Annotated in this window: 20 protein-coding genes; 5 read left to right on the top strand and 15 right to left on the bottom strand. The window is 34.7% G+C overall.

Annotated features, from left to right (window positions below):
* Positions 1–164 precede the first annotated feature (164 nt).
* Entirely contained in the window at positions 165–671 is a 507-nt protein-coding gene (locus tag AO58_RS0111320) for a DUF2911 domain-containing protein (protein ID WP_024981813.1), read from the top strand.
* Positions 672–963: 292 nt separating this feature from the next.
* Here the strand turns inward: AO58_RS0111320 and AO58_RS0111315 are convergent, their stop codons facing one another.
* The 3 genes from AO58_RS0111315 to AO58_RS0111305 all read right to left on the bottom strand — a co-directional run bounded on the left by AO58_RS0111315 (position 964) and on the right by AO58_RS0111305 (position 4,552).
* A complete protein-coding gene (locus AO58_RS0111315) occupies positions 964–2,298 on the bottom strand; it encodes a DEAD/DEAH box helicase (RefSeq protein ID WP_024981812.1) in 1,335 nt (444 codons plus the stop codon).
* Positions 2,299–2,373: 75 nt separating this feature from the next.
* The gene (locus AO58_RS0111310; protein WP_024981811.1) at positions 2,374–3,912 is read right to left on the bottom strand and encodes a DEAD/DEAH box helicase; all 1,539 of its coding nucleotides are present in this window, start codon (positions 3,910–3,912) and stop codon (positions 2,374–2,376) included.
* Positions 3,913–4,015: 103 nt separating this feature from the next.
* Entirely contained in the window at positions 4,016–4,552 is a 537-nt protein-coding gene (locus AO58_RS0111305) for a DUF6155 family protein (RefSeq protein ID WP_024981810.1), read from the bottom strand.
* Positions 4,553–4,656: 104 nt separating this feature from the next.
* Here AO58_RS0111305 and AO58_RS0111300 point away from each other — a divergent pair, with 104 nt between their 5' ends.
* Together AO58_RS0111300 and AO58_RS0111295 are read left to right on the top strand one after the other, a co-directional pair.
* The gene (locus tag AO58_RS0111300) at positions 4,657–4,941 is read left to right on the top strand and encodes a DUF3817 domain-containing protein (RefSeq protein WP_024981809.1); all 285 of its coding nucleotides are present in this window, start codon (positions 4,657–4,659) and stop codon (positions 4,939–4,941) included.
* A complete protein-coding gene (locus tag AO58_RS0111295) occupies positions 4,934–6,202 on the top strand; it encodes a mechanosensitive ion channel family protein (RefSeq protein ID WP_024981808.1) in 1,269 nt (422 codons plus the stop codon). The genes AO58_RS0111300 and AO58_RS0111295 overlap by 8 nt, the downstream gene beginning before the upstream one ends.
* Before the next feature lie 108 nt (positions 6,203–6,310).
* Here AO58_RS0111295 and AO58_RS0111290 read toward each other — a convergent pair whose 3' ends face one another.
* Entirely contained in the window at positions 6,311–6,694 is a 384-nt protein-coding gene (locus AO58_RS0111290; protein ID WP_024981807.1) for an acyl-CoA thioesterase, read from the bottom strand.
* 69 nt (positions 6,695–6,763) lie between these two features.
* Here AO58_RS0111290 and AO58_RS0111285 point away from each other — a divergent pair, with 69 nt between their 5' ends.
* A complete protein-coding gene (locus tag AO58_RS0111285; RefSeq protein WP_024981806.1) occupies positions 6,764–7,162 on the top strand; it encodes a hypothetical protein in 399 nt (132 codons plus the stop codon).
* Between the two features lie 122 nt (positions 7,163–7,284).
* Here AO58_RS0111285 and AO58_RS0111280 read toward each other — a convergent pair whose 3' ends face one another.
* The 11 genes from AO58_RS0111280 to pckA form a co-directional block, all read right to left on the bottom strand.
* Positions 7,285–8,940, bottom strand: a complete 1,656-nt coding sequence (locus tag AO58_RS0111280; RefSeq protein ID WP_024981805.1) for a M1 family metallopeptidase — start codon at positions 8,938–8,940, stop codon at positions 7,285–7,287.
* Positions 8,941–9,238: 298 nt separating this feature from the next.
* Positions 9,239–9,700, bottom strand: a complete 462-nt coding sequence (locus AO58_RS0111270; RefSeq protein ID WP_024981804.1) for a DUF4265 domain-containing protein — start codon at positions 9,698–9,700, stop codon at positions 9,239–9,241.
* Between the two features lie 111 nt (positions 9,701–9,811).
* Positions 9,812–10,414, bottom strand: a complete 603-nt coding sequence (hisIE, locus tag AO58_RS0111265; protein WP_024981803.1) for a bifunctional phosphoribosyl-AMP cyclohydrolase/phosphoribosyl-ATP diphosphatase HisIE — start codon at positions 10,412–10,414, stop codon at positions 9,812–9,814.
* A gap of 39 nt (positions 10,415–10,453) precedes the next feature.
* Positions 10,454–11,209: an imidazole glycerol phosphate synthase subunit HisF gene (hisF, locus tag AO58_RS0111260; protein WP_024981802.1), complete on the bottom strand. Its 756-nt coding sequence runs from the start codon at positions 11,207–11,209 to the stop codon at positions 10,454–10,456.
* A 99-nt stretch (positions 11,210–11,308) separates the two neighbouring features.
* Positions 11,309–12,034, bottom strand: a complete 726-nt coding sequence (gene hisA / locus AO58_RS0111255) for a 1-(5-phosphoribosyl)-5-[(5-phosphoribosylamino)methylideneamino]imidazole-4-carboxamide isomerase (protein WP_024981801.1) — start codon at positions 12,032–12,034, stop codon at positions 11,309–11,311.
* A 75-nt stretch (positions 12,035–12,109) separates the two neighbouring features.
* Positions 12,110–12,739, bottom strand: coding sequence for an imidazole glycerol phosphate synthase subunit HisH (gene hisH / locus AO58_RS0111250; protein ID WP_024981800.1), 630 nt, complete (start codon positions 12,737–12,739; stop codon positions 12,110–12,112).
* Between the two features lie 49 nt (positions 12,740–12,788).
* Positions 12,789–13,925: a bifunctional histidinol-phosphatase/imidazoleglycerol-phosphate dehydratase HisB gene (gene hisB, locus AO58_RS0111245; RefSeq protein ID WP_024981799.1), complete on the bottom strand. Its 1,137-nt coding sequence runs from the start codon at positions 13,923–13,925 to the stop codon at positions 12,789–12,791.
* A 33-nt stretch (positions 13,926–13,958) separates the two neighbouring features.
* Positions 13,959–15,008 carry a histidinol-phosphate transaminase gene (gene hisC / locus AO58_RS0111240; RefSeq protein WP_024981798.1) on the bottom strand — a complete coding sequence of 350 codons (1,050 nt, stop codon included), beginning with the start codon at positions 15,006–15,008 and terminating at the stop codon, positions 13,959–13,961.
* Positions 15,009–15,020: 12 nt separating this feature from the next.
* Positions 15,021–16,307: a histidinol dehydrogenase gene (gene hisD / locus AO58_RS0111235; RefSeq protein ID WP_024981797.1), complete on the bottom strand. Its 1,287-nt coding sequence runs from the start codon at positions 16,305–16,307 to the stop codon at positions 15,021–15,023.
* Between the two features lie 127 nt (positions 16,308–16,434).
* Complete coding sequence (gene hisG, locus AO58_RS0111230) at positions 16,435–17,292, bottom strand: ATP phosphoribosyltransferase (protein ID WP_024981796.1); 858 nt, start codon at positions 17,290–17,292, stop codon at positions 16,435–16,437.
* Between the two features lie 377 nt (positions 17,293–17,669).
* Positions 17,670–19,304 carry a phosphoenolpyruvate carboxykinase (ATP) gene (gene pckA / locus AO58_RS0111225; protein ID WP_024981795.1) on the bottom strand — a complete coding sequence of 545 codons (1,635 nt, stop codon included), beginning with the start codon at positions 19,302–19,304 and terminating at the stop codon, positions 17,670–17,672.
* A 299-nt stretch (positions 19,305–19,603) separates the two neighbouring features.
* On the opposite strand from pckA, the gene AO58_RS0111220 reads away from it, so the two are divergent.
* Positions 19,604–21,304, top strand: coding sequence for a putative transporter (locus AO58_RS0111220; RefSeq protein ID WP_024981794.1), 1,701 nt, complete (start codon positions 19,604–19,606; stop codon positions 21,302–21,304).
* Positions 21,305–21,549: the final 245 nt, after the last annotated feature.

Raw genomic sequence — 21,549 nt, 5'->3', positions numbered from 1 at the left:
GATTTAAGGTCGTATAAAAAAATAATTAAAATTAGTTATACTGAAATGTAATGGTTAACTCATTGATTTACAAATATCAAAATTATTTCTTAAAAAATGAGTTTTATTTACAAATATAGCTAGACTTAAAGTACTTTTAACTACTAAATTTAACTAAAAAAAGCATGAAAACAAACTCACAAAAATTAGTATTATTTTTCTTCTTTTTATTAAGTGTAATTGGTTGGTCACAAACAAAAGCAGGAAGTCCTGCAGAATCAGTAACAGGCAACATTAATGGCGCTACTATTACTATTAAATACGGAAGTCCTTCGGTTAAAGGACGTGCTATTTGGGGAGCTTTAGTGCCGTTTGAACAAGTTTGGCGAGCGGGTGCAAACGATGCTACAACTTTTGTTACTGATAAAACCATTAGTATTGAGGGAAAGCAATTACCAGCAGGCAGCTATTCTTTTTTTATAATACCAAGTAAAAAACAAAGTATTATAATTTTTAACAAAGTCGCTAAGCAATGGGGTTCTTATGATTATAAAGCAGCAAGTGATCAATTACGCGTAACGGTTGATAATCAAAAATCAGATAATCTAATAGAAAAATTAGAATATAGAATTTTGAAGACTAGAATTGAATTAGCTTGGGAAAATTGGATTATAGGATTTGAAGTAAAATAATATTCTCAAAATAAAAGTAAAACACCTTTGACTGAAGGTGTTTTTTTTTGCTTAAGTTTTAAAAATGCTAAATCGGTATGTAATCTGTATATTGTAATTATATTTAAATAGTTTCAATTTTACATTTTTCTATTTTACATAATATAAATTATAGTTCAAAAGATGACAATAGAAAATACTTGTTTTTGAACTGTATTAAAACTAAGTATATTTTTGTAAATTATAATCTTTAAAAAAATACAATCATTCATTACAAATGATTGTACTTTAAAATATAAGTTTAAAAATTTATTTAGCCTTTAAATTTTTTAACTGGCTTTTCTTGAATATCTAGTTTGTTTTGTGTCCAATAATTTGCAATCAGTTTCTCGATCAATTCTTCTTTGGTTAAATGATGAAAAATTGTTTTTATTTTAGTTTTAAACTCAGTGTCCAATTCGTGATTTGGCTTTGTTTTAAAAATCTGTTTTGCCCACAAAAAAGCATTATTTTCTTCAATACTAGCCGACGAAGGTTTTTGATATTTAGAAAATTGAATGCCTAACTCTTTTTCAAAATCAGTAATTTCAACTTCTTCTTCTGGTTGTAAAACGGTCAATGATAATCCTTTGGCTCCAGCTCTAGCGGTTCGTCCACTTCGGTGTACATAGGCTTCATAAGTATCAGGTAGATGATAATTTACAACATATGAAATAGCTGCTACATCAATGCCACGTGCGGCCAAATCGGTTGCAATCAGTATATTAATATGTCCTTGGCGGAATTGGCCCATAATTCGATCACGTATTCCTTGCGATAAACTACCATGCAATGCTCCAGACGAAAATTTATTGATCGCCAGATTCTTAGCCAATTTATTTACAGCAGCTTTAGTTTTACAAAAAATGATACCGCGCTCCCCTTCTTTAGTATTTAAAAAATGCATCAAAACATCTAACTTTTCAATGGGATCAACCACTATGTAATGGTGATCAATGCCTTGATTACCCATGGTTTCCATGTTGGCACTAACTTGAACAACATTTTTATTTAGGTAATTTTGAATAAGCTGTTTTATAGTTCCGGGTAATGTTGCGGTAAACAAAAGAGTTTGACGATTTTTTGGTAATTCGGCAATAATAGTATCAATACTGTCTTTTAGTACTGAAACCATTTCATCTGCTTCGTCCAATACCAAAAATGTAGTATGAGCTAAGTTGATTGCTTTACGCTCAATTAAGTCGATAAGTCTACCAGGAGTTGCAATGATAATATGTGTAGGTCGCAACAAGCGCTCTACTTGAGGTTTGATTGGGACTCCTCCACAGGTCACTGCTATTGAAACTTCTGGTTGATATTTTGAAAATTCGGTTAAATTTTCAAAAATTTGATTCCCTAATTCTCTCGTGGGCACTAAAATTACAGCTTGAATCGATTGCTTTGAGCTGTCAATTAAATTCAAAATGGGTAAGCCAAAAGCGGCAGTTTTCCCTGTACCTGTTTTGGCAATTCCAACAAGATCTGTTTTGTTGCTTAATGCTAGAGGAATAATCTTTGCTTGAATTTCAGTTGGTATAACAATTCCCCTTTCGGTAATCGCTTTTACAATGGGTGCTGAAAGCCCTAAATCGGAGAATTGTTTTGACATATGAGTAAGTATTATAGTTATAATTTAAAAGTGAACTAAATTGAAAAGTGATTTTTAAGTAGCACTCTACATTTTTTAATCTAATTCATTCATGATTTTTTCACGGTATTTTTTGCCAATAAGTAAGGTTAGCTTTTGTTTATAATCATCTACTAACCATTCGCGGTAATTTTTACTACATTGGCTTAAACATTTGGAATAACGCTTAATTCTGCAGTCAATATCATCCTCTAATTCTTTGGCTAACGCCCTAGCTTCTTGAGGTAATTCTGTATTGTCAACGCACATAGAAGCATGCTGATCCAAGGATTTATCCAACACTACTTTGGAACGTAAATTCTGCTTGATCGCTAATTTATGTTCTTCATCAACATCAAAGGTTACCACCTCAGTTTTACTAAATTTCGCTCTTAATTCTGGAGGCATTTGGTATTTAAAATGCAATTCAATTTCTTGATCGTCTCTAAGATTTTCAAGATAAAATTCGGGCGATTTAAAAATATGTTGCCAGTTTACTGGTTCACTCCAAAGACCAAATCGAGCGGCATTGTTTCCTAAGTCAATTACGGTAAACTCATCCTTTCCAGGTAATTTTCTAGAGCCACGTCCAATCATCTGAAAGTACAAAGTCAACGATTTTGTCGCTCTATTTAAGATAATGGTTTCCACTGTAGGTTCATCAAAACCTGTAGTTAAAATTCCAACCGACGTTAAAATGGCATCCGGTGTATGCTTAAACCAGTGCAATATTTCTTTACGCTCGTCATTATTACTAGTATTGTCTAAATGACGAATAGGATATCCTGCCTCACGAAAAGTTTCGTAAACATATAGCGAAGTGTTTATACCATTATTAAAAATCAATGTTTTTTTTCCCAAAGAGCGTTCAGTATAGGCATACAATAATTTCTCTTGCATTAGGGTATTGGTATAAAGGTCGTCTGATGATTTAACGGTATAATCACCATTAATACCTACTTTCAATGAAGTCAAACCAACATCATAGCTATAAGTAACCGCACGAGCCAAAAATCCTTTCTCGATTAGTGAACCAATGGTATCTCCAACTATAAGTTCATTGTAACTTTGATGCATCGGTAATTTGATGTTGGAACTTAGCGGCGTAGCTGTAACTCCAAGTATAAAGGCGTTTTTGAATGAATTCAATAATTTTCTGAAAGAGTTATAATGCGCCTCATCAATAATGACCAATCCAATATTGTCTAAGTGTAATTTCTCATCATTGATACGGTTTTTCAAGGTTTCGACCATAGCAACGAAACAAGAATAATCATTTTGATCGGGTAATTCTTTGACTTTACTATTGATGATTTTGTTCTTAACTCCAAAACCTTTCAGCATCTTCGAGGTTTGCTTGCACAATTCGATTCTATGAGTTAAAACCACTACTTTTTTATCATGTTGAGATAAATATCTACGTACGATTTCAGAAAAAACAACCGTTTTTCCTCCACCTGTTGGTAATTGATATAATAAATGATGATTGATTGGGGCGTTATCTATGCGCTCAAAAATGGCGTCAATGTCACCTTTTTGATAAGCATATAATTCTTTTTTAACTTCAACTTGAATTTCTAAAGCGTCTTCTAACATTATAAATTTTGGATTTTTGCAAAACTACGCTTTAAAAAGAGTTATTGCACTACTATTAAAATAAATTTTTATAGTCTGAAACCAATAATTTTATTAAGCAGCTTTAAAATTTGGTTGTTTTTTCTAGTACTATTTCAAAATCAGCACTATTTTTCCATTTTTGTAAGGTAATTTCAGTAGTGATGGCCTCCATTCTACTTTTGAAATCAACAAAAATTCCATGACGGATACAAAAGTCTAACGCTTGCGCAAAAGAGTTGAAAGTACTTTTTAAATAGGCATCTGAAGTTGTTTTGTTTTCTAAAGCATGGGTTTGTCCTATTTCAATGGCAAAAAGCATTACATCGGCTATACGATACGGATCTACGCCAAGTGTGACAAAATGCTTAATGTACTTTTGAGCAACCGATCGTCTCATTTTTGCTTTAGGTTGTCTTTTGGCCCCTGATTTCATAACTGGGAAATATTCATTTGCAATTTTGGTTTTGGCCTCACGAATCAACTCTTCTTCTTTAGGTTGAAAGACAAAATTATAGTACACTTTTACGGTACTTAGTTTATCGTACAATTCCAAAATTTGTTCTTCCAGTTGCTCTTTTGTTAACTGAGCAACATATTTTTTTAGATCGCGTTTACTCATCTTCAAGTGTTGAAAGTGTAAATGTAAATTACTTTGAGTTCACAAACGTTATAATCAATAAGAATCCTTAATTTTGGGCCTTAAATAAAAAAAATACAATCAAAATGTTCAAAACATTCAAAATTACTGCCATTTTAGAAGGATGCTCCTATCTGATTTTATTAGCGAATATGTTATTTATCAAACCCAATAATTTAGAAATATATAAAACTTTATTGTATCCAATTGGTATGAGTCATGGTGTATTGTTTATTGGGTATGTTGTATTGGCTGTACTCCTAAAAAACGCGCAAAAATGGTCTTTTCTTACGTTATTAATTATCCTTTTGGGCTCTTTAATTCCGTTTGGAACTTTTTATATTGAAAAGAAATATTTGAGCAATGGGTAATATTTTGGATCATATTTTTAATTTCCTCTACCCTATATTTCGAGGATGGGGTTTGGGTTATTCGTTTTCTTCCTATGTAAGTCTAGTGTTGAATATCATTGTTTTGATCATTCTGACCTATTCCATTTATATGCTATTTCGTTTTTTGTTTGTGACAGCAATGGCTATTATTGCGCTAAAGACAAAAACCAAATTTGATGATTTGATCATATCCAACAAAACGGTAATTTATATTGCGCAGCTAATCCCGTTTACTTTGATTTACAAATCAGTACCTATAATTTTAAAACGTTATGATTACTGGGAAGATGTTTTTGGGAAATTAGTTGGCGTCTACATCGTACTATTGATTTTATGGATCATTCGATCCCTATTAAATACTACTCAGGATTATTTAAAACAAATCCCAAGGTTTAGTGATAAACCCGTAGATAGTTTTATTCAAGTCATTATGATAGTGCTATGGATGTTTGGCATCTCTGTCATTATTTCTAAAATTTTCGGGATTAGTCAAAAAGAAATGCTAACTATTTTAGGAGCTGTTTCTGCTATCGTCATTTTGATTTTTAGAGATACCATTTTAGGATTTGTAGCTAGTGTTCAAGTTGCTATAAATGATATGGTTCGTATTGGTGATTGGATTACGATGGAACGTTATGGCGCTGATGGTGACGTGATCGAAATTAATTTGGCTACCGTAAAAGTTCGTAATTTTGACAATACCACCACCACGATACCTACTTATAGTTTAAGTTCGGATTCGTTTCAAAACTGGCGAGGAATGCTTAATTCTGATGGAAGACGAATTAAAAGACATATTTTAATCAAAGCGAGTACGATTCGATTTTTAGAAGATTTTGAATTAGATAATTTACAAAAAGTAGAATTGGTTCAGCCCTATATTCAAACTCGAAAAGCTGAAATTGAAAGGTTTAATCAAGCGAATGCTATTGATAAATCGTTGGCAATTAATGGTCGAAACATGACGAATTTAGGATTATTCAGAAAGTATATCAATCAATATTTGCATCAACATGCTGGTTTGAATAAAAATCTTACCATGATGTGTCGTCAACTTCAGCCCACGCCGCACGGAATGCCTTTAGAAATTTATGCCTTTTCAACAGACAAACGCTGGGTCAATTACGAATACATTATGGCCGATATTTTTGATCATGTTATTGCCTCGGTACCCTATTTTTATTTGGAACTTTATGAGATGCCTTCCGATCATACTTTTTTAAAAACGGAGTCACTGTAATAAGCTAGATTTAAGGCAGAAATTACATAATCCTGTTTGAATTTTCTTTCTATAAAAATGCCCCGAATAGTATCTCACTTTTTGGGGCATGTTTATTTCGGGTCTATTTTATAATCTGTCTTTCACAAATTCAATTTCTGTTTTCCCATGCGGCTGTGGTTTTCCATCGGTTCCTAAATTAACCATAGTTGTTTTGTCAATGGTAATAATGGTTTCTCTTGTCATCATGTTGCGCGCTTCACATTTTAAAATTAAAGACGTCCTACCAAACTTTACCACATCAATCCCAATTTCAATAATATCGCCTTGTCTGGCTGAACTGGTAAAATTAATTTCAGACATGTATTTGGTTACAATTCTGGAATTTTCGAGCTGAATGATGGTGTACAGTGCTAGTTCTTCATCAAGCCAAGCTAACAAACGACCTCCAAACAAGGTGCCGTTTGGGTTTAAATCTTCGGGTTTTACCCATTTTCTGGTATGAAATCTCATTTCTTTTAGGTTTATCTTCAAATTTATAAAAAAATAAACTGCCTTTTTGATTAACTTTAAAGAAAAAAAATGACACAGCGTGAACTTTTGTTAAAAGAATTCAGAGGCGATACAATTGGAGTGATAACGGCTCAATCTTCAACTGAAGAAAAATTTCAAAATCAAGTGCTTAGGCCGATATTGAAGCTTCAGAATGATTTGTTCCTCGCAATGTTTGAGCATTACATCAACAAAAATAAAAGAGATTTTCATGAACTTTCCCTTGAAAAAAAGCTCGCTTTGGTTGAGAATTCAATTCAAAAAGATGTAAAATTTCGAAATGCTTTAAAAGGAACCATTATTGCCCTCTTTACTTTAGAAGAGTATCAAAATTACATTCAAAATTCTTCCAACCTGAATAAAAGAATGATGACTATGCTAATCGAACGGCTTAAAAGTCAAATTCAATTGTTTGAAAAGCAACTTTAAAAGTCATTTTTGAAAAAATAATCACGAGTAAGTCTCAATTTTATTTCCTTTATGAAACTAAAAAAGGCTTTCTGTATCCACTTTTAGAACTCAGAAAGCTTTTTTATTTTTCATTCTTGGAACTACTCCGTTATATTGTAACTGCCCACATAATAGTTGTTATCCACTTCAAGTGTTGGTTTTTCTGTTGTTCCCAAAGGCAACATTTTCCATTCGTTATTAGGTTCTAAAATTTGTGCGGTACCATTCAAAAACACTTTTATAGGAAGATTGAAATTGGCTACACTATTCGCCCAACGATACCCCAACTGATTATTTTTAAAGAAATACTCCAAAGTTGGAATGCGAGTATCACGCAAATATTGATTAAAAACAGGCGTCAAATCTCTTCCAATTTTTTCGCTCAAATAACTTTCAATTTGCTGAGTCGTCACTGTTTGATGGTAAAAAGTAGCATTCAAACCTCGCAATATTTCGCGCCATTTTTCGTCATTGTTTACCACTTGTCGCAAAGTATGCAGCATATTGGCGCCTTTGTAGTACATATCTCCAGAACCTTCATTGTTTACATCATAAACTCCAATAATCGGTTTGTCATTTTCTATGTTTTTTCGAATGCCGCGGACATAAGTATAGCCCGCTTCTTTACCAAAGTAGTATTCCAAAAACAAACTCTCCGAATAATTGGTAAAGCTTTCGTGTATCCACATATCGGCGATGTCTTTATAAGTAATATTGTTCGCAAACCACTCGTGCCCCGATTCGTGAATGATGATAAAATCAAACTTCATTCCCCAACCCGTACCACTCAAATCACGTCCTAAATAACCATTCAGAAATTTATTGCCGTAGGTTACGCTACTTTGGTGTTCCATCCCCAAGTACGGAGCCTGCACCAATTTGTAGCTGTCTTCATAAAATGGATAAGGACCAAACCAATGCTCAAAAGCCTTCAACATTTTGGGCACATCTTGAAATTGTTTTTTGGCTTTGTCTAAATCATCACGCAATACATAATACGTACAATCCAAGTCGCCTTTTTCCCCTTTGTATTTCTCAGAAAAAGAAACATAATCGCCAATATTAATGTTCACCCCATAATTATTGATTGGATTTTTAACCACCCAATGAAAGGTTTTGGTGCCGTCTTTTTCCTTTTGTACACTTTGTAAACGCCCGTTAGAAACATCTGTTAAGTTGCCAGGCACATTCACACTAATGCGCATTCCTTCTTCGACTTCGTCATACATATGGTCCTTACAAGGCCACCAAACACTAGCGCCCAATCCTTGACAAGACGAAGCGATAAAGGGATTTCCATTTTTATCTTTTTTCCATGTAATTCCTCCATCCCAAGGCGGATTAACAGCTACTTTTGGCTTTCCTCCATAAAACACCACAATTTCTTTGGTTGTTCCTACTTTTTGAGGAGCTGTTAAAGTGATAAAATAGACATTTCCTTCACGCTTGTAGGTCAACGGTTTACCGTCTTGAGTGACATTGGTAATGGCCATCGGGTTTTGCAAGTCAATTTGTAACACCGAATTCTCTTGAAGCACCTGATAGCGAATAGTATTCGACCCAGAAATAGTGCTATCCGAAGGATTCACTTTGATAGCTAAGTGATAGTGTTTCAAATCCCACCAAGCGCGTTCTTTGGTAATGCTGCCCCTAAGACTGTCTTGTCGGGTAAAAATGGTTTCCTTTTTATTCAATAATCCTTGGGCTTTACTGACCGAAAACGAAGTCATTAAAAGAAGGATAGCTATTTTTTTCATCGGGTATAGTTTTTTTCAAAACTACATACTTTTTTAGATTTTGCAGTAAAAAAAAAACAAGAATTCCCTACATAAATTTTATTTGGAGCAGAAAAAATAGGTATTTCAGCTAGCATCGTCCCGTGATTCGCTATATCTTTTGTAGTAATGGGTTTAGAACCCATCACTACAAAAGGATGCCGCTACTCCCGGGGCTAAAAGAAAAGAAGGTTTTGTTTTTGGAAGCATAATAGAATTTTGGGAATCTAAAATAATACATAATACTACTTTATGAAGTTTACAGTAATCAACTAAAGTTTTAGTACCAATGATTTTTAGACAAATTAGGTTCAGCATAAGAAATAATGTTTTCTTCTTCTAAATAGTTTAATTTTTCGCGAATAGGTACATAACTTATAGCAGCAGGTATTTCCATTACAAAATAACTATCACTAAACTTCTCAGAGTCACATCCTAATAATTTAAACATCTCTCTAAGGTTTTCAATTGACTCATTTTTTGCAACAATAACTTGAATTGTCGAATTTCCAGAATGCTCTATCGTTTCTTTATAAACTAACCTCTGTTCTTCTTGATTAAATTCAGCAGAAATTATATCGCCACAAGATACTGGTGCATAAAAAGGAATATTATCTAATTTGTATTTACCCTCTTTTTCATCTATTATTGAAGCGCACATTGTTTCAACAGTCCAATCATTTAGTATGTTACTATAAAAACGAAACAATATTTTTACTTCGGTGTTAATTTTCTCTAACATTTGATAAGTTTTATTTGAAACTAAAGATTCGAAACTAGTAAAAAATGTTAAACAAATTCTTAAGAGTGTTTTAATTCAAAAAAAAATCTAAAATCTTAAGTCTAAAATCTTTTATCCTTTCTTCTGCCTTCCCTTCAATACTTCCACTACATCATTCAATTGAAACCCTTTGGCTTGCAATAAAATCAAGTAATGAAAAAACAAGTCGGCGCTTTCGCTCAAGAATAATTCATCGTTATCATCTTTTGCTTCAATAACCACTTCAACCGCTTCCTCTCCTACTTTTTGAGCAATTTTGTTAATGCCTTTTTCAAATAAAGAAGCCACATAACTCTTCTCAGAATCGGCATTTTCACGACGCGTTTTAATGGTCGACTCCAATTGTGAGATAAAGCCATAATTTGCGGAATTCGCTTCTTGCCAACACGTATCAGCGCCAGTATGACAAGTAGGTCCCACTGGTTTTGCCTGAATCAATAAGGTATCACCATCACAATCATTTTTAATGGAAACCAATTCTAAAAAATTACCACTTTCTTCTCCTTTGGTCCACAATCGTTGTTTCGAACGGCTAAAGAAGGTTACTTTTTGAGTATCTATGGTTTTTTGAAGCGATTCTTCGTTCATATAGCCCAACATCAAGACATTTTTGGTTTCAGCATCCTGAATGATGGCTGGAATTAATCCGTGAGCACTTTTAATATCTACATTCATTTTTGTTAGTATTAAGTATTGAGAATTAAGTAATAAGACTTAAATTCTGACTTCTATAGTATTATTTTTAAGTTCTTTTTTTAGTGTTTTAATTTCAATTTCTTTGAAATGAAATACGCTAGCTGCCAAAGCTGCATCGGCTTTTCCGTCAATAAAGGTATCCACAAAATGCTGAATGTTTCCAGCGCCTCCTGAAGCAATAATAGGAATATTAACCAATTGCGATAGTTGCGCTAAAGCTTCGTTGGCAAAACCATTTTTGGTTCCATCGTGATTCATAGAAGTAAAGAGTATTTCCCCCGCACCGCGTTGTTCTACTTCTTTCGCCCAATCGAACAGGCGAATTTCCGTTGGTACCTTCCCTCCTACCAAATGCACCATCCATTCGCCTTCTATTTGTTTGGCATCGATAGCAACCACAATACATTGGCTACCAAATTTCTGCGCTAAGTCATTAATCAATTGAGGATTTTTTACTGCCGAAGAATTGATAGACACTTTATCAGCACCATTTTGAAGGAGTACTTCCACATCTTCAACAGACGAAATACCACCACCCACCGTAAAGGGAATATTGATAGTAGCCGCCACTTTTCGCACCAAGTCAATCAAGGTGCTGCGTCGCTCCTCAGTAGCCGAAATGTCCAAAAACACCAATTCATCTGCCCCTTCTTGTGAATAGATTTTGGCCAATTCTACTGGGTCGCCCGCATCGCGTAAATCGACAAAATTCACCCCTTTTACAGTTCGTCCGTTTTTTATATCCAAGCAAGGAATTATTCTTTTTGTTAACATCGTGTAGTTATTTCACAGAGCATCACGAAGATTTCACAGAGCCACACAGAGATTTTCGTGCCTCTTTGTGTTTTACTTTGTGCATCTTTGCGAATAAATCTATTGGTTTAAAATATAATATTCAAGTTGTTTCAGCGTGATTCTTCCTTCATAAATAGCTTTTCCGATGATGGTTCCTTCACAACCAAGTTCGGCCAAATTTGGCAATTCATCGAAGGTGGAAATCCCTCCAGAAGCAATCAATTTTATCCCTGGGGCTTGTTCCAGTATCTTTTGGTACAAATCAAAACTCGGGCCTTCTAACATTCCATCTTTGGCGATATCGGTGCAAATCACGTACTGAATACCTTTGCTTTGATAGTCTTGTATAAACGGAATCAAATCCTCATTCGAATCCTCCAACCAGCCTGAAACAGCCACTTTTTCATTGTTGGCATCTGCTCCCAAAATGATTTTATCCGAACCATATTCAGCAATCCATTTCTCAAAAATGGCTCGATTTTTTACGGCTATGCTTCCTCCTGTGATTTGGTTGGCACCACTTTCGAAAGCAATTTTCAAATCGGCATCCGATTTCAAACCACCGCCAAAATCAATCTTCAATTTCGTTTTAGTAGCTATTTGTTCCAATATTTTATAATTGACAATTTGGCTAGATTTGGCTCCATCCAAATCTACTAAATGTAAATACTCGATTCCGTGTGCCTCAAATGATTTGGCGACTTCCAGTGGATTTTCATTATAAATAATTTTGGTATCGTAGTCCCCTTTGGACAAACGCACACATTTTCCTTCTATAATATCTATTGCGGGTATTATTCTCATTTTGTTTTATTAAAAGATTTAAAAATTGAATGATTTAAAGATTTCGGATTTTTTTAATCTTTAAATTTTTCAATCTTACAATTTTAAAAAGTTTTCTAATATCTTCTCCCCAACATCACCGCTCTTTTCAGGATGAAATTGTGTTCCGAAGAAATTGTCTTTCTCTAAAGCCGATGAATATTCTAATTCATAGTTTGTGGTAGCAATGGTTTCCTTGCAAAGTGGCGCATAAAAACTGTGTACCAAATACATGTATTCATTCTCGGCAATGCCTTTGAATAAATCCGATTTTAGATTGTAAATCGTGTTCCAACCCATTTGTGGTACTTTCACCTTGGAAGAAAATTTGACCACATCCACATCAAAAATTCCTAAACCTTTTGTATTCCCTTCTTCAGAGGATTGACACATCAACTGCATTCCCAAACAAATGCCTAAAACAGGTTGCTGCAAAGTTGGAATCAAGGTGTCTAGTCCGCTTTCTTGTAGCATTTTCATTGCGTAACTCGCTTCGCCCACACCGGGAAAAATGACTTTATCTGCTGCTTTTATCTCCTCAGGATTGTTACTCAAAACCGCTTTGTAGCCCAATCTTTCTATGGCAAACATAATGCTTTGAATGTTTCCTGCGCCGTAATTTATGATGACAAGCCCCCCAGCCCCCGAAGGGGGAGTTGAAGTAGTTTGTGTTTTATTTTTTTCCATATTTTTAATTTCAAACTTTGTAATTCCCCCTTCGGGGGTTAGGGGGATTTTACAACATTCCCTTCGTACTTGGTAAAATCATTTTCTCCGTATCGCGTTTCACAGCTACTTTTATAGCTTTGGCGAAAGCCTTGAAAATCGCTTCGATTTTGTGGTGTTCATTGGTGCCTTCCGCTTTGATGTTGATGTTTGCTTTTGCTCCGTCTGAAAAGGATTTGAAGAAATGATAAAACATCTCGGTTGGCATTTTACCCACCATTTCACGCTTGAATTCAGCTTCCCAAACCAACCAATTTCTTCCGCCAAAATCAATTGCCACTTGTGATAGACAATCATCCATTGGCAAACAAAAACCATAGCGTTCTATCCCTAATTTATTACCTAAAGCTTTGGCAAAAACTTCTCCCAAAGCAATGGCTGTATCTTCGATAGTGTGGTGTTCGTCTACTTCCAAATCGCCTTTGACCGAAATCTCTAAATCCATTTGCCCGTGACGCGCAATTTGGTCCAACATATGGTTAAAAAAGGCAATTCCAGTGTCGATTTTGCTTTTTCCTGTTCCGTCCAAGTTCAGCTGAATGTTGATATCAGTTTCATTCGTTTTTCTGGCAATATTAGCTGAACGAGCTTCTAATTTCAAAAACTCATAAATTGCTTTCCAATCGGTAGTTTGCAAGGCAATTACGGCATCTAATTCCTCTTTTTTACTAGACAATTCTGCTGCTCCCAACCCTTCTTCTTGTTTCAAGAATATGGCTTTGGCTCCTAGATTTTTAGCCAATTCCACATCGGTCAAGCGGTCGCCCAACACAAAAGAATTCGCCAAATCATACTTAGGATTGTCGATATACTTGGTCAACATTCCCGTTCTAGGCTTGCGCGTTGGCGCGTTGTCTTCTGGAAACGAGCGGTCGACAAAAATATCATCAAACAAAACGCCCTCGTTTTCAAAAGCTCTCAGAATAAAATTTTGAGTAGGCCAAAACGTATCTTCAGGAAAACTAGCGGTTCCCAAACCATCCTGATTGGTAACCATCGCTAATTCATAGTCCAATTCCTTGGCGATTTTTGCCATATATTGAAACGCTTTAGGGTAAAATTCTAATTTACTCAAACTGTCCAACTGATACCCTTCTGGTTCTAAAACTAGTGTTCCGTCACGGTCTATAAAAAGTACTTTTTTCATCTTGTTTTATTTTATTTAGAACTCTGTCAGGGTTTAAAACCCTGACAGAGTTAGTGCTTCTATCAATTTCTTATTTTCTGTTTCTGTACCAATCGTCAATCGCAAACAATTGTCGCAAAGGGGTTGCGTAGTTCGGTTCCGAATCACGATGCCTTTGGCGATTAACTCATCGTATCTTTTGTTCGCATCATCCACTTTAATCAATACAAAATTCGCTTCTGTTGGGTAGACAACTTCAACAAAATTAACTTTAAGTAATGCTTTAAGTAAAAGCGCTCTTTGCGAAATAATAGAGGCAATTTCTAAATCAATTTTAGCAGGTTGTTGCAAACGTTCTATTGCTCTTTGCTGCGTTAATTCATTGACATTATAAGGAGGTTTAATTTTATTCAACACCCCAATAATAGCTTCTGAAGCATAGCAAATTCCAAGTCGGATACCTGCCAATCCGTAAGCTTTGGACAAGGTTTGTGTAATAACCAAATTAGGATAAGCGTCCAATTCGTTTACCCAACTCGCTTTTGTAGAAAAGTCGATATAGGCTTCATCAATAACTACTAATCCGTTGAAATTATTCAACAAATACACCACACTTTCATCCGAAAACGAGTTCCCCGTTGGGTTATTCGGCGAACAGAGAAAGATGATTTTGGTATTCGCATCCACCGCTTCCAATATGGCTTCTACATTCGGCTGGAATTCATTCGTCAACAATACTTCTTTGTTGGTTACATCATTCAAATTCGCCAAAACACTATACATTCCGTAGGTTGGTGGCAATGTAATTATATTATCTGTTTTTGGCTCACAAAATCCTCTAAACAATAAATCCAGCACCTCGTCGCTACCGTTTCCAAGTAAGATTTGTTTCTTTTGCAATCCTTTATTTTGCCCTAAAATCGATTTTACCGATTGTTGCTGCGGGTCTGGATAGCGATTTACTCCATTTTCAAACGGATTTTCATTCGCATCCAAGAAAATCATTTGAGCGGTATCAAAATCTTCAAATTCATCACGTGCGGAAGAATAAGGTTTCATTTTTTTTACATTCTCGCGAATAATATCATTTATATTGAAATTCATTTCTTTCAATTTTTAAATTTTTAAATCTTTCAATCTTAACGTCACCGCATTTTTATGGGCTTGCAATCCTTCAGCCTCTGCCATTAGTTCAATAGCAGGACCAATGTTTTGAATGCCCTCGGCTGTAATTTTTTGAAACGTCATCGATTTCAAGAAACTATCCAAATTAACACCACTATAATTTTTAGCATAACCATTAGTTGGCAGAGTGTGATTGGTTCCAGAAGCATAATCTCCCGCACTTTCGGGCGTGTAATTTCCAATAAAAACCGACCCAGCATTACCAATGTTATTTACATAAAAATCTTCGTTTTTAGCGCAAATAATGAAATGTTCAGGTCCATATTCGTCAATCAAATCTAAAGCAATTTGGTCATTTTCAACATAAATCAATTTAGAGTTTTCAATAGCTTTTGTTGCAATGGCTTTTCTTGGCAGTACTTCCAATTGCGTTTGGATTTCAGTTTCAACCGTATCAATTAGTTCTTTTGAAGTCGAAACTAAAATCACTTGACTGTCGGTACCGTGTTCCGCTTGCGATAACAAATCCGAAGCTACAAAGGCTGGAACGGCTGTATCATCAGCTACAACTAACAATTCTGATGGTCCCGCAGGCATATCTATAGCAACCCCAAACTGAGTGGCTAATTGTTTGGCTACCGTTACAAATTGATTTCCTGGTCCGAAAATTTTATACACTTTCGGAATTGCAGCTGTACCAAAAGTCAATCCTGCAATGGCCTGAATGCCACCCACCTTCAAAATTTTGGTTACCCCACACAATTGTGCGGCATACAAAATGGCTGGATTGATTTTTCCTTTTTTGTCTGGAGGAGAACACAAAACAATTTCCTTACAACCCGCAATATTCGCTGGAACGGCCAACATTAAAACGGTCGAAAACAAAGGAGCTGTTCCACCTGGAATGTACAACCCAATCTTTTGAATCGGACGTTTTTCTTGCCAACAAGCAACACCTGGAGTGGTTTCTACGCTTACACGAGTCGTTTTTTGAGCGGTATGGAATTTTTCAATATTGGATTTTGCCAATTGAATAGCGTCTTGTAATTCTTGAGGAATTGATGCAATCGCCTCATTGATTTCCTCTGCAGTAACCTCAAGATTGGCTACAGCAACTCCATCAAAAAGAGAAGTGTATTTGGTAATGGCTTCATCTCCCTTTTTTTGCACTTCCTTAAAAATTTCTTTTACAGTAGCTTCTATATCATCTACTGTTTTCGTGGGTCTTTCTAAGAGGATTGACCACGTTTCGGGTTTTGGATTGTATATTTTGTTCATTATTCTATTTTTTTTAACCGCAAAGTCCGCAAAGGTTGCTCGCAAAGTTCGCTAAGATTATAATGTTATTTTCTGTCTTGAATTTTTTAAACCTAATCGGTAATTCCCCCTTCGGGGGTTAGGGGGCTTAAAGCACCATTTTCTCAATTGGGCAAACCAAAATTCCTTCGGCGCCAACTTCTTTTAATTGATCGATGACTTCCCAAAACGTATCTTTATCAATAACCGAGTGAACACTACTCCATCCCTCTTGAGCCAATGGTAATACGGTTAAGCTTCTCAAAACAGGAAGAATTTTGCCTACAGCATCGATTTTATCATTGGGAATATTCATCAAAATATATTTGGATCTTCTGGCTCTCAACACCGATTCAATTCTGAATTTCAAAGTATCGATGATCTTTTGAGATTCCTTACTTACTTTAGGTGAAACGGCTAAAACCGCTTCACTTTTGAAAATCACTTCAACTTCTTTCAAATTGTTTTTGAACAACGTACTACCACTTGAAACAATATCTACAATTGCGTCGGCTAAACCTATGTTTGGAGCAATTTCCACCGATCCTGAAATTTGGTGAATATCAACCGTAACGCCTTTGGAATTGAAAAAATTAATGACTGTATTTGGGTAAGAAGTGGCGATTCGCATGCCTTCCAAATCTTTTACGGAAGTATAATTGAACGATTTTGGAACAGCTACAGAAACTTTGCATTTAGAAAAACCTAACTTTTGAATTACTTCAATGTTTTTTCCTTTTTCGACTAATAAATTATCGCCTACAATAGCAATATCTACTACTCCATCGATAAGATATTGCGGAATGTCCGAATTTCTCAAGTACAATACTTCAAGAGGAAAATTAGAGGCTTCGGCTTTTAATTGATCGATACCGTTGTCTATGGATATTCCGGCATCTTTTAGGATTTGGATGCTATCTTCGTTTAATCTTCCTGATTTTTGGATAGCAATTTTTAGTGTACTCATTTTAGTTTTCTTGTTTAGATTGATAAAATTTGAGTACAGCTTTATAGGTATAAAAAAACCCGTTTGATGTACTCAAACGGGTTTTAAAATATGATGATTTACAAACATACCATTAACACATCGCTTGAGAGCAATAATGTAAATGATGATGATGTAATTGAGTCGCGAACATTTTCGTGTGTAAAAATTTATGCGGCAAATATAATGCAAACCAAACGATAAAAGCAAATTTTGTTTTACTTTTTTTGTAATAATTTTGTTAAAACAGTGTCGAATTAGTAAAAACGCTATTTTTTCTTAGTTTACGAAAAAAAAAAGAACACTTACTTGATGATATTAGCCCAAATAAGTGTTCCAAGCCACAACTAAAAAAAAAATTAATTTAATACCGGTTCAAGGTTTGGTCCTGCTGCAACCAATCGTTTTCCTTCATCCGTATTGGTGTATTGCTCAAAATATTTGATGTAGCGTGAAGCTAAATCTTGGGCTTTAATCTCCCATTCCTCATCGTTACTGTAGGTATCCCTTGGGTCTAAAATGCCTTCGCTAACATTTGGTAATTCTGTCGGGATGGTCAAATTTAGATATGGAATGTGTTTTGTTGGCACTGTATCGATTTCTCCACTGATGATAGCGTCGATTATTGCACGAGTGTTTTTTAAGGAAATTCTTTTTCCAGTTCCATTCCATCCTGTATTTACTAAATAAGCTTTTGCACCATGTTCTTTCATTTTTGCAATTAACGTTTTAGAGTACATTGTTGGATGTAAAGTCAAGAATGCTTCACCAAATGCAGGAGAAAAAGAAGGTTCTGGTGCTGTAATTCCTCTTTCAGTACCTGCTAATTTAGAGGTATATCCGCACAAAAAGTGGTATTGAGCTTGATCTTCGTCTAAGATTGAAACTGGAGGTAGCACTCCAAAGGCATCAGCTGATAAGTAAATAATTTTCTTAGCATGTCCTGCTTTTGAAGGCAAAACGATTTTGCTAATATGATAAATTGGATACGAAACTCTTGAATTTTCTGTGATAGAATGATCGTAATAATCGATTTCTCCATATTCATCGACAATTACATTTTCTAACAAGGCATCACGTTTAATAGCTCTCCAGATATCGGGTTCGTTGTTTTCGCTCAAGTCGATCACTTTGGCATAACAGCCACCTTCATAATTAAATACTCCATTATCATCCCAACCATGTTCGTCATCTCCAATCAAGTAACGTTTTGGGTCAGCAGATAAAGTAGTTTTTCCTGTTCCTGAAAGTCCAAAGAATACAGCTACATCACCTTCTTCTCCTACGTTGGCAGAACAGTGCATGGAAGCCATTCCTTTTAATGGTAGATAGTAGTTCATCATGGCAAACATTCCTTTTTTCATTTCTCCACCGTACCATGTACCGCCAATAATTTGGATTTTTTCTGTTAAATTAAACATGACAAAGTTTTCAGAATTTAAACCTTGTTTTTTCCAATTAGGATTGGTTGCTTTTGAACCATTCATCACAATAAAATCTGGTTTTCCAAAATTTTCTATTTCGTAAATAGACGGACGAATAAACATATTAGTAACAAAGTGCGCTTGCCAAGCAACTTCCATTACGAAACGTACTTTTAAACGTGTATCTGGATTCGTTCCGCAAAACGCATCAACCACATATAATCTGGGAGAGGTTGATAATTGCTCTAGTGTTAATGCTTTTAGATCGTCCCAAATGGCTTTGGTTGTTGGGTAGTTTGGTGAACTAATACCACTTTCTTTATCCCAACAAATGGTGTCTTTTGTAATCTCATCTTTTACAATGTATCGGTCTTTTGGAGATCGACCAGTAAAGACTCCTGTTTTTACTGCTATTGCACCCGTGTCGGTATGGGCTCCTTTTTCATATCCTTTTCTTCTGTGTGAAATTTCGGCTTGATACAATTCTTCATAAGTTGGATTGTAAACTACTTCATGATATCCTGTTATGCCTAAATCATGTAATTCCTGAATAATTTTAATGTTTTTCATATTCTATTAATTTAAATATTTTTTAACCCTATTTATAGTATACTATTTGTTTTGATACATTCAAATTTAAGACTGTTTTTTTGGATCAGAACTGATAAATGTCATGAAAGAGAAAAAAAACGATAACGATTTAGTATCATTCTAGTTGAATACAAGTTCGCTTTCGCAATCGTTTTCATAACAAATTTATAGTTTTTTTTAAGAAAAATGTTGATTTACTGATTTTTATCATGCGCCTTACTATTAATATTGAGTTCTTTTACATTACTTAAAAAAAATAATAATTAAATTTTAGTAGTATGTTTGAATGGTTAAAATTCTTATTTACTCCGACAGAAGAACCGGAGTTGGCTCAATCCTTAATTGTGTTGTTTTTAACAATTAGTATCGGTTTTTTTGCCGGGAGATTGAAATTCGGAAAAATATCACTAGGTGTCTCTGCTGTGATGTTTGTGGGTTTGTTTTTAGGTCATTTGGGTTTTAGCATGAATCCTGATTTAATTCAATTTATTAGAGAATTTGGACTTATTTTATTTGTTTATGGAATTGGTATACAAGTTGGGCCTACTTTCTTTTCTTCTTTCAAAAAAGAAGGTTTAGTATTTAATGGTCTAGCTGTAAGTACTGTGTTTTTAGGAGGTGTTATTGCGTATCTAATCCATTGGTTTGCTAATGTAAAAATTGAAAATGCAGTGGGATTAATGTCGGGTTCTGTAACCAATACTCCTGGATTAGGAGCTGCAAAAACGACCTTAATTGAAATTCAAAAGCAATTAAATTTACCCACAGATCACTTCTCTGATCCGGCTATTGCCTATGCAATTACTTATCCTATAGGGGTTTTTGGTATTATTCTGCTTATAATTTTGGCTAAAAGCTTCCTGAAAATTGATTTACAGAAGGAAGTAAAAATGCTAAAAGAAAAAAATAAAGAGCATGAAAATGTTATTGTACGTCAGAAATGTAGAGTCACAAAGTCTGGAATTATAGGTAAAACATTCAAACAAGTATTTAAGGAAAATAATATTGAGAATGTAATTATTTCAAGACAAAAACAAAGTGGTAGTAAAGTTGTTTATTCTCCTTCATTGGAATCTATCATTCATGATAAAGATGTATTGATGGTGGTAGCCAAACAAAAGGATATTGACAGTTTTATTCATGTGGTTGGTAAAGCTTCTACAGATTTATTCATTGAATCAGAAGATGATGTAACGACAAGAATTTTAAGTGTTACACACAAAACTGCCATTCACAAAACCTTGGCAGAATTGGATTTATACAATCAATTTGATGTAAAAGTAACTCGTGTGATTCGTTCTGGATTAGAAATTTTAGCACAACCTTCTTTGGAATTGTTCTATGGAGATACTTTAATGGTAGTAGGTAATAAAGAAGCGATTCATGAAGTTGAAAAACTAATCGGTAATTCGAAAAAAATCTTACTAGAACCAGATTTTCTGTCTTTATTTGGAGGTTTGATCTTTGGTCTTATTATCGGATCTATTCCAATTATGATTCCTTCCTTACCAGTTCCGTTAAAATTAGGTTTAGCTGCTGGTCCGCTAATTGCTGCTTTATTTATTAGTAGATATGGTGGTGTTGGTGTGATTCACTCATACATCAATAACGGGGCGATTCACTTTATGAAGGATTTTGGTATTTGTTTATTCTTTGCCGCACTTGGAATCAAAGCGGGACATGGTTTCTATGATAATTTTGTAGCTAACAATGGTTGGATGTGGTTGTATTATGGATGTTTCATCACATTTATTCCTCTTATTCTTTTGGTATTGATTAGTCGATTTGTATTCAAACTCAATTTTTACCAAATGGTGGGAATCATGAGTGGTTCTTATACGGATCCTGCAGCCTTGGCTTTTAGTACTAAGTTTTTAGATTCGGATATTCCAAATCAATCGTACGCTACGGTGTATCCGCTTGTAACCATAAGTAGAATTCTGGTTGCACAATTACTGATTTTACTCTTCGCGAGTTAATCTATATGTTGTTATTTAATTTCAATAAAAAAGGATGTCATTGGTTTGACATCCTTTTTTTATTAGCTTAAACCCATATTCCGCATTAGAAATCTACTACAACTAAATTACTTCACCATTTTTATAATTTTAGTGGAGTTCAGTGAATGAATTTCTTCTTCAAAACCAAGAACTTACTCCTATTTTTAAATTCAAAATACAAAAGTATTAGCTCATTGGTTAATATTTATATAGGTATTCGCTGA

Origin of the sequence: Flavobacterium succinicans LMG 10402 (genome assembly GCF_000611675.1) — a bacterium.
Taxonomy (GTDB): domain Bacteria; phylum Bacteroidota; class Bacteroidia; order Flavobacteriales; family Flavobacteriaceae; genus Flavobacterium; species Flavobacterium succinicans.
Note: the sequence above shows the minus strand (reverse complement) of the source record. Positions and strands in the feature narration are given on the sequence as shown.